The sequence below is a fragment of the Thiothrix litoralis genome, assembly GCF_017901135.1.
Taxonomy (GTDB): domain Bacteria; phylum Pseudomonadota; class Gammaproteobacteria; order Thiotrichales; family Thiotrichaceae; genus Thiothrix; species Thiothrix litoralis.
In genome coordinates, this window is record NZ_CP072801.1 from 3,033,014 (window position 1) to 3,046,976 (window position 13,963).

Below are 13,963 nucleotides of genomic sequence, written 5' to 3' on the forward strand. Positions count from 1 at the left end.
GCTCCTTGAGTTAGACCTCTAACGGAAACGGTCAGCCTGATAACGGCTTGCCATACTATCCTGCATGGTGGAAATCACTTCAAACGCGTCCTTCAAGTGGCGGCGTTCCAATGCAGACAGCTCTTCTGGCGGTACATGGTTATTGGGTTTCAGGCCATTTTCAATCTGCTTGGCCTGATGCTGTAAACGTACCATACTGATGAATTCAAAGGCATCACGCAAATCATCCACCGTACTAGGGGTCATACCACCCGCTTCAGCAATCGCATCCAGCCGTTCCCACGTATTGATCGGGGAAAGGCCACTCGCCAAGGCGTACAGCCGCGCCATGTCGATCACCGGCACAACACCGCGTTTTTTCATGTCCATGCCCTTTTCGGCGTCGGCGTCTTTGCTATCCTTATCCAGCACAAAGCCCCGGAAGAAACCCACCGGCGGTTTATGACTGAGAGCATTGCCCGCCATGAAAGCCTGGAACCGGGTCTGTACTTTGGTTTTCACCAGAATGTCAGCCTGCAAATCCTCCAGCAAACGCTTGTCACCGTGCAGACAACGCAGGTCAAAGAAAATACTGGCGTACATCAACGCTTTGGGCTGCGGGCTTTCGATCCAGTTAGTGAAGTAATCGCGCCACACCGCCAACGGTTGCCGCCACTGGTCATTGGTCGCCATCACATTGCCGGGGCAATAAATATAACCACAAGCATCCAGCCCATCACTGACGTATTTGGCAACAGCACGGAAGTAATCGCCATGTTCGGCTTCGTTGTAGGCATCCGACAAAATCATGCCGTTATCCTGATCAGAATGCGCAGTCTGTTCGCGCCGCGCCATCGAACCCGCCACAATGAAAGCATAAGGCACGGGTGGTACACCAAACTTTTCTTCGGCCATCACCAGCAAACGCCTCGTAATAGCTTGACCAACCGAGGTAATCGATTGCCCAATATCGTTGGCGGGCAGGCTCTGTTTCACCAAACTCACCAGCATTTTCGGCAGATTTTTACTGAGTTCTGCCAGCCGCGCCACGTCGTTAGCCGCAAAAATATCGCCGACCAGATACACCGCACTGCTGCTTTGGGTACGCAACAAATCACTAGCCGACACCACGCCGACCACATCACCATTCTCCACCACCGGCAGATGGCGGATATTGCGGCGAGACATTAGCAGCAAAGCTTCTGATGCCTGATCACGCGGCGCAAGCGTCAAAGGGTTGAGGGTCATAATGTCAGCAATCGGTGCATCCACACTACGACCTTCTGCCACCACACGCTTGCGGAAATCCACATCCGTCACAATGCCGCATAAACCGCCATCATCGCCCGTCACCATCACGGTTTGGGTATCGAACTCATTCATCTGGCGGGCAACTTGCTGGATGCTGTCGCTTTTGCCCACCAGCATCGGCAGCTTCATCAGGTCACGCACGTGCATCGCCACCAGTGCTAAACCATCATTGCCCCGGATTTCCTGAAGCGCATGGCGCAAACGTTCTGGCTTGCGCTCAGAAAAATACTGGCGCACCCCTTCAAAGCGTTCCAACACAGACAAAAACAGCTCACCCGGCACGGCATACAGCAAGGTATCTTCAATCGCCTGCACCGTCATGCTGACCTTGCCACCGCGCATTACCGAACGGTAGCCAACCCAGTCACCCTCGCCGAAACGCCCGTACCAATCGCCACTTTGCAGCAGCACATCCACCGCCCCGGCTCGAATCAGGAAAGCGAAGGGGTTTTCTGCACCGATGCTCAATATATCCGTCCCTTGCGGGACACGCTGGATTTGCACCGCACGGGTAAGCTCATCCAGCACATCCGCTGGAAGCTCGGTTAACGGGGAGCATTTCGCCAAATAATCACGGATCGCAAGCTGTTCAATATCCATCACACCATTCCTCCAAGCATTCATTTGTGCAAAGCAGCATACCATGCTGCGAAAGCGCTTCTTTTGCTTTATAGCAAGGAAATAGGGAAAATTGAATTTGCCACAAATACTTCGCACGGAGCAATTATGAATTACCGCAGGACATTGAGTGAGTTAGAGGTTAACGCCATCAAGTGGTGGCCTAAGGAATTGGAAGCCGAAGTGGCAAGCCAAAGCGCTGTACAGCTTTTGCTGGCAACCCAAGAAAAATTCCTCAGCATCCTGAAACTGTCCGGTAACTCACCCGAACAGATATTTGCTGTGCTGGAAGCCTCGGGGATGCCTGCCAATTTATTCCTAAAGCATTTGGTCACACTCGCAGACTACGGCGGAGAAGCTATCCAACGGCTAGGGAGGGAATTCGCGTCTGTATTTCCCACGAATACCGCCCAAGAACCGTATTTTGAATATTTCCGTCAAGGAGAGCGTCACGAGTATATTTTTAAAGCACTACCCATCAAAGGTTTGGGTAATGCCAAACTCCATCTTGACGGCATTGCCATTTCCAAATTGACGGGGATGACCCCACTGCATCATGACATGATCATGATTTTGCTGTACGCAGCCACTTCGGAACAAGCTCATCTTGCAGCACTGGAAAAATGCGAAATTGGCATATTGCTCGGCGATGATGCCGCACTTGATAAATATGTACGCGAAAAATACATCCACGTCAGCCGCATAACTACCGGGGCAAATACCAATACACTCGGCCAAATTGCCCAGCGCTATGTTGTCGAGTTGCTTGAAAAGCAATTGCAAAACGGTTATAGCATTACCCGTAATGGCAAAATCCTCCTGCAAGGTTATGAAAAAACCGATGAAATGCCCTTTGATGCTGTTATCACCCGCAACGGCAAGAGCGTGGGCATTGAAGTCAGTTTTCAAGTGACCACCAACAGCGTTATTGAGCGTAAATCTGGTCAAGCTGATGCCCGTCAGCGCCTGATGCACCAAAACGGTCATAAAATCGCCTATGTATTGGATGGGGCTGGTAATTTCCAGCGCTCATCGGCTGTAGGTACTATCTGTCAATTCAGCGATTGCACCGTTGCCTACTCAGAAGCTGAAATAGGCGTTTTGGCGAATTTCATTCGGGAGGTTCTGGCATGATGCGTTTTGTTGATTTATTTGCAGGCATTGGCGGTATCCGACTTGGCTTTGAACAGACCATGCAAGCATTGGGTATCCCCTGCGAGTGTGTCCTCTCTTCTGAAATTGACAAGCACGCACAAGACACTTACGCCCTGAATTTCGGTGAAAAACCGCAAGGGGATATTTACGCGATCCAGGAATTCCCTGAATTTGATTTCCTGTTGGCTGGTTTCCCCTGCCAACCATTTTCATACGCGGGCAAGCAACAAGGTTTCGGCGATACGCGGGGAACCCTGTTTTTCCAGATTGAACGGATATTGCGTGACTACAAACCCCAAGGCTTCTTACTGGAAAATGTGCGCGGGCTGACCACACACGACAAAGGCAGAACCTTCAAGACCATCATCCAGCATTTGGAAGCACTGGGTTATGGTGTCGAATACCTGTTACTGAATGGCTCCAGTTTTGGTATCCCACAAAATCGGGTGCGGGTGTATATCGTCGGTGTTTACCAAGGTAAGCCACGCTTATCGCTGCAATCCGATTTAGGGGCAGCAGATTCCCACAAATTCAAGGACAAACTGGCACAATCCAGCCTGTTTGAGCAAACATACCCGTTCAAAGTGGTACGGGATATTCTCGAACCGAACCCAAGCCCGGTATATGACTGCACACCTGATTTCGTTTCGCGGCTACTACGCATGGTTGATGGCAAGGCTGAAAACCTGCACGGCTACCGGATGATTGACCACCGTAATGGCAATTCCATCCACTCGTGGGAACTGGGCATCAAGGGCGAGTGCAATGACGATGAAATTGCCTTCATGAATGCCCTGATTGCCAACCGTCGCAAAAAGCATTTCGGCGCAGACCAAGACGGCAAAAAACTGACGCTGGAACAAATCAAAACCTTTTTCAACCCACCCAACCTGTCTGCCGTTATGCAAGGGCTGCTGAAAAAGGGCTACCTGAAAGACCACGGCGGCACATTCAACCCGGTAGCAGGCAATATGTCATTTGAGGTGTTCAAATTCCTTGACCCTGAGAGCATTTCTATCACATTGGTGAGCAGCGACGCGCACAAACTGGGCGTTGTCCATAACGGTCGGGTACGGCGTATTACTCCACGGGAATGCGCCCGTTTGCAGGGTTTCCCGGATACGTTCACCCTCCATCCCCAAGATACCCATGCTTATCGCCAATTTGGTAACTCTGTTTCAGTTCCCGTGATCAAGGAAGTATTGCTCGACCTGTTTCAAGGGGCAGGTAAAAATCTGGGATCCACGACAGGGAAATCCATTGAGTTATGCGGCTTGGCTGCTTAAACGGGAAATGACTTGTGCGGGGGTAATCTTTTGCAAACAGTCAAGATGACCCAGCGGGCATTCGCGTTTGAAACACGGGCTGCATTCCAGCCCAAGGTAGAGGATTTGCGCCTTGTCACTCAAGGGCGGGGTGTAAGTCGGGTCGGAAGAGCCATACAGGGCAATCACCGGCGAACCCACGGCGGCAGCCACGTGCATCAGCCCGGAATCATTGCTGACCACCTGAGCGGCTTGTGACAGCAATACCAGCACTTCCTGCAAGCTGGTTTTGCCTGCCATATCCTGACAGTCAGCGGCATTGACAGCTGCCGCAATCTGCGCGGTAACGGGTGCATCTTTTCCAGACCCCAATAGCAGCACTTGTCCGCCACCCGCGATGTAATGCTTGGCAACTTCGGCAAAATACGCAGCAGGCCAACGTTTTGCACCGCCGTATTCCGCACCGGGGCACAACGCTAGGGTCGGTTTGGCGGGAGGGGGTGAGGAGCTTTCGACGCTTAATCGCGGGGCTTGAATGGCGGGAGGCAAGGCCGCGTCCGCAGGCAAGCCCAAGGCCACGAAGCGCTGCACCGTCATTGTCAGCACAACTTTATCCATCGGACGAATATCGTTCAGCAAACCGTAGCGCATTTCGCCTTTGTAGCCAGTACGCACCGGAATATTCGCCCAAAAGGGCACCAGCGCCGCCTTCAGGGAACGCGGCAGCACAATCGCCCAATCATAGGCATTGGCACGCAAGGCTTTACCCAATTGGTAACGCTTGCCTAAAGCCAGTTCGCCGTGCTGCAACGGCATCTCGATAGCCGCATGGACTTCCGGCATCGCCGCCAGAATCGGCTTGCTCCACGCCGGAGCCAGCACATCAATCTGCAAAGCGGGGAATCGTTCACGCAAGGCCATGAACAGGCTTTGCGCCATCACCATGTCGCCGACCCACGAAGGGCCGACGATCAGGCAACGTTGTGGAGTGAACGCCATCGCGTTCAGTCGATCAAACGGTAAAGCGTACCGCAATAGGGGCAACGCGCTGTCTTGTCTTCAGCACCCTCAATCGCCAACGACACACGCGGGTGTGAACACCACAACGCGCTTGCATCGGTGGGGCAAGACAGGGGTAAATCCTGACGTTTCACCACCACTTCGCGGGTATCATTCAAACGTTTGTAATCAGCGACGTTAGGTGTAGACATGCGGCCTCCTCAGGCAAGTGCTCAGACGTAAGTCAGCCAGTCGCGGTATTTTTCCGCACGACCGTATACCACATCGAAGTACAACGATTGCAGCTTTTCGGTAATCGGCCCACGTGTGCCTGCACCAATCGAGCGACGATCCAGTTCACGAATCGGGGTCACTTCCGCAGCCGTGCCACTGAAAAAGGCTTCGTCAGCAATGTACACTTCGTCGCGGGTAATGCGCTTTTCACGCACTTCAATGCCGAGGTCGGTGGCCAGACGCAGGATGGTTTTACGGGTAATGCCATCCAGTGCTGACGTTAGGTCAGGCGTGTAAATGATGCCATCCTTGACCAGGAAGAAGTTTTCCGCGCTGCCTTCTGCAACATAACCATCCACGTCCAGCAACAGGGCTTCGTCATAGCCATCGTCGAGTGCTTCGCGCAGTGCCAGCATCGAGTTCATGTAATTGCCGTTAGCCTTGGCCTTGCACATGGTGATGTTGACATGGTGGCGGGTAAAGGTGGAGGTCTTGATGCGGATGCCTTTTTCCATGTTCTCAGCACCAAGGTAGGCGCTCCATGTCCATGCGGCAACCATGGCGTGGGTTTCCAGATTGTCAGCACGCAAACCCATGCCTTCCGAACCGTAGAAACACATCGGGCGGATATACGCTGAGTCCAGATCATTATCGCGCACGGCGGCCTTTTGCGCTTCCATCAGCACGTCTTTGCTGTATGGCATTGGCATCCGCATGATTTTTGCGGAATTAAACAGGCGGTCAGTGTGATCCTGCAAGCGGAAAATCGCCGTGCCTTGGTCGGTTTTATACGCCCGCACGCCTTCAAAAACGCCCATGCCATAGTGCAGGGTATGAGTCAGGACGTGGACTTTGGCTTCACGCCAAGGAACCATTTCACCGTCCAGCCAAATCAGGCCATCGCGGTCAGACATCGACATCGTTTATCTCCACAGATCAGAATCAAACGGAAAGCATACACGCAGCGTTTAATTGTTGCCAGTCTGTGAAAGACACTCCCTGTAAAAAGAATTCACACGGCTACCTCAACTCACGGTAAGCCACGGAAAACCGTGAAATCTTGCACCGGACGCGCCCACCCCTGACCTTTCGCCACCTTTGTCGTTGTCACACCGGCAGTACGCTGGAAACCTGACGCCTGCTGAGCTGGCCGTGCCTGCCCACCCCGATAGTCACTCATGATTTTGGCAACATAGTTCTGGGTTTCACGGTAAGGCGGGATACCCTTGTATTTGCGTACCGCCCCTGGCCCCGCATTGTAGGCTGCTAACGCCAGCGACTCGTTGCCGTTGAATGCACGCAACTGTTCAGCCAAGTATTTCACCCCACCCTTGATATTTTGATGTGGATCCCACGCATCGTCAACGCCCAGCATGTCTGCGGTTCCCGGCATGAGCTGCATCAAGCCCATCGCTCCGGCACTGGAACGTGCATTAGGGTTAAAACAGGATTCCTGCTTCATCAGAGCCATGACCAGATTCTCATCGACACCATAAGCACGGGCATGGGTACGGATGGAGTCCAGATGCATCAGCATTTTACGGTCGAGTTGCGCCTGACTTTGACCGCCGCAATGACCTCTGGAGCTTTTGGCGCTGGCAGGTGTAGCCGAATAGCTGGAACTGCCAGAGGCAACCACGGGTTTAGGCGTTTTCTTCTGGGGTGCACCGTATTTCGCGATCAGTTTGTACTTGTTGCCCTTTTTAGGTGTGTTGGTTAACCACTTGGTGCCATCCTTATCCACATAGGTGTAAACCGCTGCTTCTGCTGATTGGCTGTGTAATGCTGTCCCACAGAGAACAGACAAAGCCACGAGCCCACTTGCATGGACTGATTTACTTGGGGTTTTCATCGTTACCACTTCTTTTTTTATAGATACAATAAATACGATCTATTATTAATATACCCCGTGATTTTAGAGACTGTCTATCAGGAGTGGATAAGTGGTTAGTTGATTTTTCCGCACACTGACCTACACTCAGTGTACGCTGCCAAGGCAATGCTTTTGCGGAATTTCACAAGGATAGTGAGGTCGCAATGGGGTTCGCGCACACTGTGTGCGAACCTTTTTATTGACTAAAAATAGTAGCGGGGTTTAGTGCAGAACGCGCGGATCAACCAGACGAAAGGGGGAAATCGCCGCATCAAAGTGCTCGCCATCATCCGCCAGCATTTGATAAGACCCCTGCATGACACCCAGTGGCGTATCCAGAATCGTGCCACTGGTATAACGGAAACCTTCCCCCGGTTGCAGGTAAGGTTGCTCACCCACCACGCCGTCCCCACGGACTTCTTGGGTTCGTCCTTCCGCATCGGAAATAATCCAGTGCCGGGTCAACAGCTTGGCAGGAATGCTGCCCTGATTCACAATGGTCACGGTATACGCAAACACATAACGTGAGTGTTCCGGGTCAGACTCTTTTTCGATGAATTGAGATTCCACCGACACTTCAATATTGTAACGCTCGCCATCCATATCCTGTTCCTCTGTGTATGCTGTGGCAGACCATATCCCACGCCCCGCGCACACCACAATAAAATCCGACTAAAGCGAACTTCCCCCTACAATAACACTAAATTATCGCGATGGATCAGTTCAGGCGCATCCACATAGCCTAGTACTTGCTCAATTGATTTGCTCGGCTGACGTTTGATACGATTAGCTTCTTCACTCGAATAATTCACCAATCCCTTGGCAATCAGGCGACCATCGGCGGTCACACAACTGACCACTTCGCCCCGGTCGAAAATGCCTTCTACCCGCGAAACTCCCACGGGCAATAAACTCTTGCCGGTATTGAGGATAGCGCCTACAGCCCCTTCATCTAACCACAATGTACCCTTAGCGGCTAATTGCCCCGCAATCCACTGCTTGCGGGCTGCAATCGGGGCGGCATCCGGCAACAACAACGTACCCAGCAATTCCCCCTCACGCAGGCGCTCCAGCACCCGTGGTTCACGCCCGGAGGCAATCACCGTAGCACAACCAGAACGTGACGCGCGTTGCGCTGCCAAGACCTTGGTACGCATTCCGCCACTGCCGATCAAGGTGCCTGCACCACCGGCAAATGCCACGTAATCGGGGTTATTAGCACGCCCCTCAAAGATCATCTGGGCATCAGGAAACTTACGCGGGTCTTTGTCGTACAAACCGGACTGATCGGTAAGAATCACCAGCACATCCGCTTCCACCAGATTCGCCACCATCGCGCCAAGCGTGTCATTGTCACCCAGACGGATTTCATCAAACGCCACCGTATCATTCTCATTGATCACCGGAATCACCTTGAGTTCAATCAAGGTCATCAAAGTACTGCGGGCATTGAGGTAACGGCGGCGATTGGCGAGGTCATCGTGGGTCAACAAGACTTGTGCAGAGTGGAAACCGTGTTGCTGAAACACCATTTCATAGGCATGGATCAGACTCATCTGCCCAATCGCGGCAGCAGCCTGCTTTTCAAACAAGGCTTTGGGTTTGACCTTCCAGCCCATGCGGCTCATGCCTTCGGCAACTGCGCCGGAAGACACCAACACAATTTCCACCCCTGACTGATGCAGGCGAGCCATTTGCCCCGCCCAATCTGCCAGTGCGACACGATCAAGCCCCTCCCCATCACGGGTCAGTAAGGCACTACCAATTTTGACGACCCAGCGCTGGGTCTTGGGCATGAATTCAGGTCGGCTGTTCTGCATGTTCATCCAAATACTGCATGATGTGGAAACACAGGTCTTGCGTGCCTTCACCGGTGGCGGCAGAAATGCGGAACACTTGGCCAGTCCAACCGAGTCCATCAATAATTGCCTGACAGTGAGAAGCACGTTCTTCCGGCGGCAACACGTCAATCTTGTTCAGCACCAACCAGCGCGGATAATTAGCAAGCTCTTCGCTGTACTGCTCCAATTCGCCCTCGATGGTACGTACTGCACGCACCGGCTCATTTTCCTCTGCCATCGGCGCTACGTCTACCACATGCAGTAACAAACTGGTACGTGCCAAATGACGCAAGAATTGGATGCCCAAGCCCGCACCTTCTGCGGCACCTTCGATCAAACCGGGGATATCCGCCATCACGAAACTTTGCGTGACGCCAACACTGACTACACCCAGATTCGGGTACAAGGTGGTGAACGGGTAATCTGCCACTTTAGGCCGTGCCGAAGACACTGCACTAATCAGGGTAGATTTACCCGCATTCGGCAAGCCCAGCAAGCCCACATCCGCCAGCAACTTCAGCTCCAAACGCAATACGCGCAATTCGCCTACCGTACCCGGCTTGGATTGGCGCGGTGCACGATTGACCGAGCTTTTGTAACGTAAGTTACCCAAGCCATGCCAGCCACCTTTGGCCACCAGCAAACGCTGTTCCGGCTCGACCAGATCGCCGATCATTTCACCGGTTTCTTCGTCGTAAGCCACCGTACCCACCGGCACACGGATTTCCTGATCATCACCGCGCTTGCCGGTCATGTTGTTGCCCGCGCCATTTTCGCCACGTTGCCCCTCGTAATAGCGCTGATGACGGAAATCAATCAGGGTATTCAAGTTGCGCTCGGCAACCAGATACACATCGCCACCGTCACCGCCATCACCACCGTTAGGGCCACCGAATTCAATGTACTTTTCGCGGCGGAAGCTCACGCAACCATTACCACCATCACCCGCTTTCACGCGGATTACCACTTCATCAACAAAATGCATAAATCCTATCCCAGTAACTTGGCTTCCCGCTCAAGCACTTCTTTAACAAACTCAGGGACTTCTTTACCAAGCTCAGAAGCGGCTGCTTTCAGTTGTTCATAAACAGCGACCTCATCCCCTTGCCAAACAAGGTCAATACGACGAATGTGGCGGGTTGCCACATGGGTATAATTTTCCGGGAAAGCCCAGTAACAAGTCAGGCAAACCTGCCGATCTTTACTGCCATTCCAGTTTTCACAATGCTCACACGACCAAGACTTGGCACGGTTAGCAGAAGCAGACAACAGCATGAAATCATCTGGACTCAATTCACTGCCTTCACCATCACCGCTCACCTCATAGGGAATGCTACGGCAAAGTGCCAACAATTCTGCGGACACCTCATACATGACGGGTATCCGTCTCAAACAAAGCGTATTGCGGCTGTAATGGCACATGATAAACGCGCGGGGCAGACAATGCCCGCTTTTGTATCAAGACTGGCGACATGTACAGTGATTCATAGGTGGCTTCATCACGCCCCAGCAGGGTAGATTGGCTGGAACGCCCTGCGTGCAACTCAATACGGGATAATTCCAGATAAGTGGGCAGCAACGCACCAAATGTCTTGTCGCCCCGACGTCCGTCATAACTGACCAGATAAGCAATACCCCGTTCATTCAAGTCTTCCAGCGCCAGCACAAATTCATCGTGATCAATGCCTGATAAATAGCGGGAATCCCGTTCACCACAAACCCCCTGATAAGGTGGATCCATGTACACCAGATCATCAACCGTGATGTTTTGCAATACTTCCCGGTAATCACCGGATGAAAAGTGGCTTATCCCTTGCAGCAAAGCAGAAACACCCAAGATATTGCTGCGCATGGTTGCCGGACGGGTTCCCTTGCGTCGCTTGTCGGGGCTTTGATTGAACAAGCCATCTGCATTGTAACGCACAGCACCTTTGACACAACGCGCCAACAAGTACAGGAAAAGCCGGGGATCCTGATTGAGGTTAAACGTATCCCGCATCTGGTAATAGTGGCTTGGGCTATCACCCTCAAGCTGCCCATTCCAGACTTGTTCGTAGAAATCAGCGGTTGATGCTGGTTGCTCCACGATTAGCCGTAGTAATTCCACCAAAGGTTTGTTCAAGTCATTGATGGTGTAACTGGCTGCCAACCGACCTGCTGCCGCAGCAATGCTAATAGCAGCAGAACCTGAAAATGGCTCAACCAGACAGTCAATATCCTTGGGAAAATAACCGAGGATAGCGGATGCCAGATTACGCTTGCTGCCTTGATACTGAATGGGGTGTGGGATACTTTTCATGACAAGATCATAACACGCGAAAAGCCCCGACAGGCGGGGCTTTCTGCAAATCGTCCGAAGACGGAAGTTTTTAAGCAGAGCAACCTTCAACAGGCTGGATGCTTACAAACTTACGGTTTTCAGCGCCTTTTTGCTTGAAAACCACGATGCCGTCTGCCTTGGCGAACAATGTATGGTCTTTACCAAGACCTACATTTTCACCAGCATGGAAACGTGTACCACGCTGGCGAACAAGAATGTTACCAGCCAGAACGAATTGACCACCAAAGCGCTTAACGCCAAGTCGTTTCGATTCTGAATCGCGACCGTTGCGGGTACTACCGCCTGCTTTCTTATGTGCCATTGCTGTATCCCCTTACGCTGCTGAAATACCAGTGATTTCGATTTGTGTCAGGTACTGGCGATGACCAGTACATTTCTGATGGTGCTTACGGCGGCGGAATTTCATGATCCGCACTTTGACGCCGCGAGTCTGGGTCACAACGTTTGCAGTGACTTTCGCGCCTGCAACGTAAGGTGCGCCGATTTGCACGGTGTCACCTTCCCCGACCATCAGGACATTATCGAAATCAATGTTTGCGCCTTCTTCTGCATCCAGTTTTTCAACGAAGATGCTGTCGCCTTGAGCGACGCGGTACTGTTTACCGCCCGTTACGATGACCGCATACATGATTGTCGATTCTCCAAAAAATGTCCTGTTAAAGAGCCGCAGGATTGTACTGCTGAAACCCTCTCAGGTCAAACGCGAAATAAAATATTTCAAGGAGTTGCGCGTATCGCTTGACATAGCAAGGGGCTATTCCTAGCATTCGGTGCTTTACCGCAGCCTGCATCATCATGGATTTTAACTCAATACGCCAACTTGCCGATGCCGACATGCAGGCAGTCAATGCTCTAATTCAGCGTCGCCTGCATTCTGATGTCGTGCTTATCAACCAGCTCAGCCATTACATTATCGGTAGTGGTGGCAAGCGTTTACGCCCGTTACTGGCCTTGCTGGTTGCCCGTGCCTGTGGCTATCAGGGCGAACGTCACATTGATATTGCCGCGATTGTGGAATTCATCCACACCGCCACCTTGCTGCATGACGACGTGGTGGACGAATCCGACATGCGCCGTGGCAAGGAAACCGCCAACAACGTCTGGGGCAACCAAGCCGCTGTACTGGTTGGCGACTTCCTGTATTCACGCTCGTTTGAAATGATGGTGGATGTCGGCAGTATGCGCGTGATGGAAATCCTTTCCACCACCACCAACGTCATTGCCGAAGGCGAAGTCTTGCAGTTACTCAACTGCCACGACCCTGACACATCCGAAAGCCGTTACATGGAAGTGATTCACTCTAAAACGGCGAAACTGTTTGAAGCAGCGTGTCAGTTGGGTGCAGTCCTCACAGGCTTGAGTGCGGAACACGAACAGGCGATGGCAAAATACGGGATGCATTTGGGTACAGCGTTCCAATTAGTCGATGATGTGTTGGATTACACCGCTGATGCCGAAGAAATGGGTAAAAACGTCGGCGATGATTTAGCCGAGGGCAAACCGACCTTACCACTGATTATTGCCATACAACGTAGTGATGCGGCGACAGCGGCCATACTCCGCAGCGCCATTGAGCAAGGTGGACTGGATCAGATCGACGCCATCATGCAGGCTATTACCGACACCAAGGCAATTGATTACACGCTGGAACGCGCCAAAGGTGAAACCGAAGCCGCGATTGCCAGCCTGCAATGCCTGCCCGATAGCGCGTACCGGCAGGCATTGGAATCACTGGCGTGGTTTGCGATTAACCGTAGTCACTAACCCAAATCAGCCGCGAGCGAAGCGCGCGAAGCTTCGCTCAAAGTAACGGTATGGGTGTAATTAGGGTGCTCAATCCCCATCGCGATAGCCGCACCTTCGCGCACCGCTGCCACTATCACGGGCGTCAGCTCAAAGCGCAGAAAATGCACCGCTGAGGTTTTTTCTTCGGTTTCCCGCGTCAAATCCTCATTGGCAATCGGGTACACCTTATCGAAACCCGCTACTTGCACCCAGGTTTTGCGCTCAATGCCGATCAGCCGCCCCAATTGCACTTTGCGCTCTTCCACATCAGAAAATTCGACCATGAAGGTCGCTTTCCAGTTGGAACCGTCCGGGATCAGCGGGTTATAGGCTTCTAGCTCTTCGTTAATACCAGCGGACTCGAAAATCTTCTCGATTCGCAGCATTTCCTGCACCTGATACAGCATGGTCAGGCGATCTTCAAAATACAGCGTCGCATTCGAGCCAATGTGTATTTTGCGGTTAGCCTTATGTGCCATCACCTTCTCGCGGAAGGCTTTGCGTTCCATTGAATACTGTTCCAGACTCATCAAGTCTGCACGTGTCAACTTATCCATTGCCG

The 13,963-nt window shown here is 52.3% G+C and carries 16 protein-coding genes; 3 read left to right on the forward strand and 13 right to left on the reverse strand.

Annotated elements, in window-relative coordinates:
• Positions 1-18: 18 nt before the first annotated feature.
• The gene (locus tag J9253_RS14705) at positions 19-1,890 is read right to left on the reverse strand and encodes a DUF294 nucleotidyltransferase-like domain-containing protein (RefSeq protein WP_210221668.1); all 1,872 of its coding nucleotides are present in this window, start codon (positions 1,888-1,890) and stop codon (positions 19-21) included.
• A gap of 126 nt (positions 1,891-2,016) precedes the next feature.
• On the opposite strand from J9253_RS14705, the gene J9253_RS14710 reads away from it, so the two are divergent.
• Together J9253_RS14710 and dcm are read left to right on the forward strand one after the other, a co-directional pair.
• Complete coding sequence (locus J9253_RS14710) at positions 2,017-3,042, forward strand: restriction endonuclease (protein WP_210221669.1); 1,026 nt, start codon at positions 2,017-2,019, stop codon at positions 3,040-3,042.
• Positions 3,039-4,349, forward strand: a complete 1,311-nt coding sequence (dcm, locus tag J9253_RS14715; protein WP_210221670.1) for a DNA cytosine methyltransferase — start codon at positions 3,039-3,041, stop codon at positions 4,347-4,349. Before J9253_RS14710 ends, dcm begins: the two co-directional genes overlap by 4 nt.
• Here dcm and waaF read toward each other — a convergent pair.
• From waaF to rplU, 11 genes are all read right to left on the reverse strand, one after another.
• A complete protein-coding gene (waaF, locus tag J9253_RS14720) occupies positions 4,329-5,327 on the reverse strand; it encodes a lipopolysaccharide heptosyltransferase II (protein WP_210221671.1) in 999 nt (332 codons plus the stop codon). The two genes, dcm and waaF, sit on opposite strands and share 21 nt — an antisense overlap.
• Before the next feature lie 5 nt (positions 5,328-5,332).
• On the reverse strand, positions 5,333-5,539 hold the full coding sequence (locus J9253_RS14725) for a zinc-finger domain-containing protein (protein WP_038141195.1): 207 nt from the start codon (positions 5,537-5,539) through the stop codon (positions 5,333-5,335).
• A gap of 21 nt (positions 5,540-5,560) precedes the next feature.
• Complete coding sequence (locus J9253_RS14730; protein ID WP_210221672.1) at positions 5,561-6,481, reverse strand: branched-chain amino acid transaminase; 921 nt, start codon at positions 6,479-6,481, stop codon at positions 5,561-5,563.
• 110 nt (positions 6,482-6,591) lie between these two features.
• Positions 6,592-7,374 (reverse strand): lytic transglycosylase domain-containing protein, encoded by a 783-nt coding sequence (locus J9253_RS21255; RefSeq protein ID WP_210221673.1) that lies wholly within the window; start codon positions 7,372-7,374, stop codon positions 6,592-6,594.
• Between the two features lie 282 nt (positions 7,375-7,656).
• Positions 7,657-8,037 (reverse strand): Co2+/Mg2+ efflux protein ApaG, encoded by a 381-nt coding sequence (gene apaG, locus J9253_RS14740; RefSeq protein WP_210221674.1) that lies wholly within the window; start codon positions 8,035-8,037, stop codon positions 7,657-7,659.
• An 86-nt stretch (positions 8,038-8,123) separates the two neighbouring features.
• Positions 8,124-9,254 carry a glutamate 5-kinase gene (gene proB / locus J9253_RS14745; RefSeq protein ID WP_051543290.1) on the reverse strand — a complete coding sequence of 377 codons (1,131 nt, stop codon included), beginning with the start codon at positions 9,252-9,254 and terminating at the stop codon, positions 8,124-8,126.
• Positions 9,235-10,260 carry an Obg family GTPase CgtA gene (gene cgtA / locus J9253_RS14750; protein ID WP_210221675.1) on the reverse strand — a complete coding sequence of 342 codons (1,026 nt, stop codon included), beginning with the start codon at positions 10,258-10,260 and terminating at the stop codon, positions 9,235-9,237. The genes proB and cgtA overlap by 20 nt, the downstream gene beginning before the upstream one ends.
• Positions 10,261-10,265: 5 nt before the next feature.
• Positions 10,266-10,649: a hypothetical protein gene (locus tag J9253_RS14755; protein ID WP_210221676.1), complete on the reverse strand. Its 384-nt coding sequence runs from the start codon at positions 10,647-10,649 to the stop codon at positions 10,266-10,268.
• On the reverse strand, positions 10,642-11,574 hold the full coding sequence (locus J9253_RS14760) for a Dam family site-specific DNA-(adenine-N6)-methyltransferase (RefSeq protein ID WP_210221677.1): 933 nt from the start codon (positions 11,572-11,574) through the stop codon (positions 10,642-10,644). The genes J9253_RS14755 and J9253_RS14760 overlap by 8 nt, the downstream gene beginning before the upstream one ends.
• Positions 11,575-11,644: 70 nt before the next feature.
• On the reverse strand, positions 11,645-11,917 hold the full coding sequence (gene rpmA, locus J9253_RS14765; protein WP_028489325.1) for a 50S ribosomal protein L27: 273 nt from the start codon (positions 11,915-11,917) through the stop codon (positions 11,645-11,647).
• Positions 11,918-11,929: 12 nt separating this feature from the next.
• Positions 11,930-12,244 carry a 50S ribosomal protein L21 gene (rplU, locus tag J9253_RS14770; protein ID WP_210221678.1) on the reverse strand — a complete coding sequence of 105 codons (315 nt, stop codon included), beginning with the start codon at positions 12,242-12,244 and terminating at the stop codon, positions 11,930-11,932.
• Positions 12,245-12,411: 167 nt separating this feature from the next.
• On the opposite strand from rplU, the gene ispB reads away from it, so the two are divergent.
• Positions 12,412-13,380, forward strand: a complete 969-nt coding sequence (gene ispB, locus J9253_RS14775; protein WP_210221679.1) for an octaprenyl diphosphate synthase — start codon at positions 12,412-12,414, stop codon at positions 13,378-13,380.
• Here ispB and J9253_RS14780 read toward each other — a convergent pair.
• Positions 13,377-13,958 (reverse strand): DUF3501 family protein, encoded by a 582-nt coding sequence (locus J9253_RS14780; protein ID WP_210221680.1) that lies wholly within the window; start codon positions 13,956-13,958, stop codon positions 13,377-13,379. The genes ispB and J9253_RS14780 overlap by 4 nt on opposite strands.
• Between the last annotated feature and the right edge of the window lie 5 nt (positions 13,959-13,963).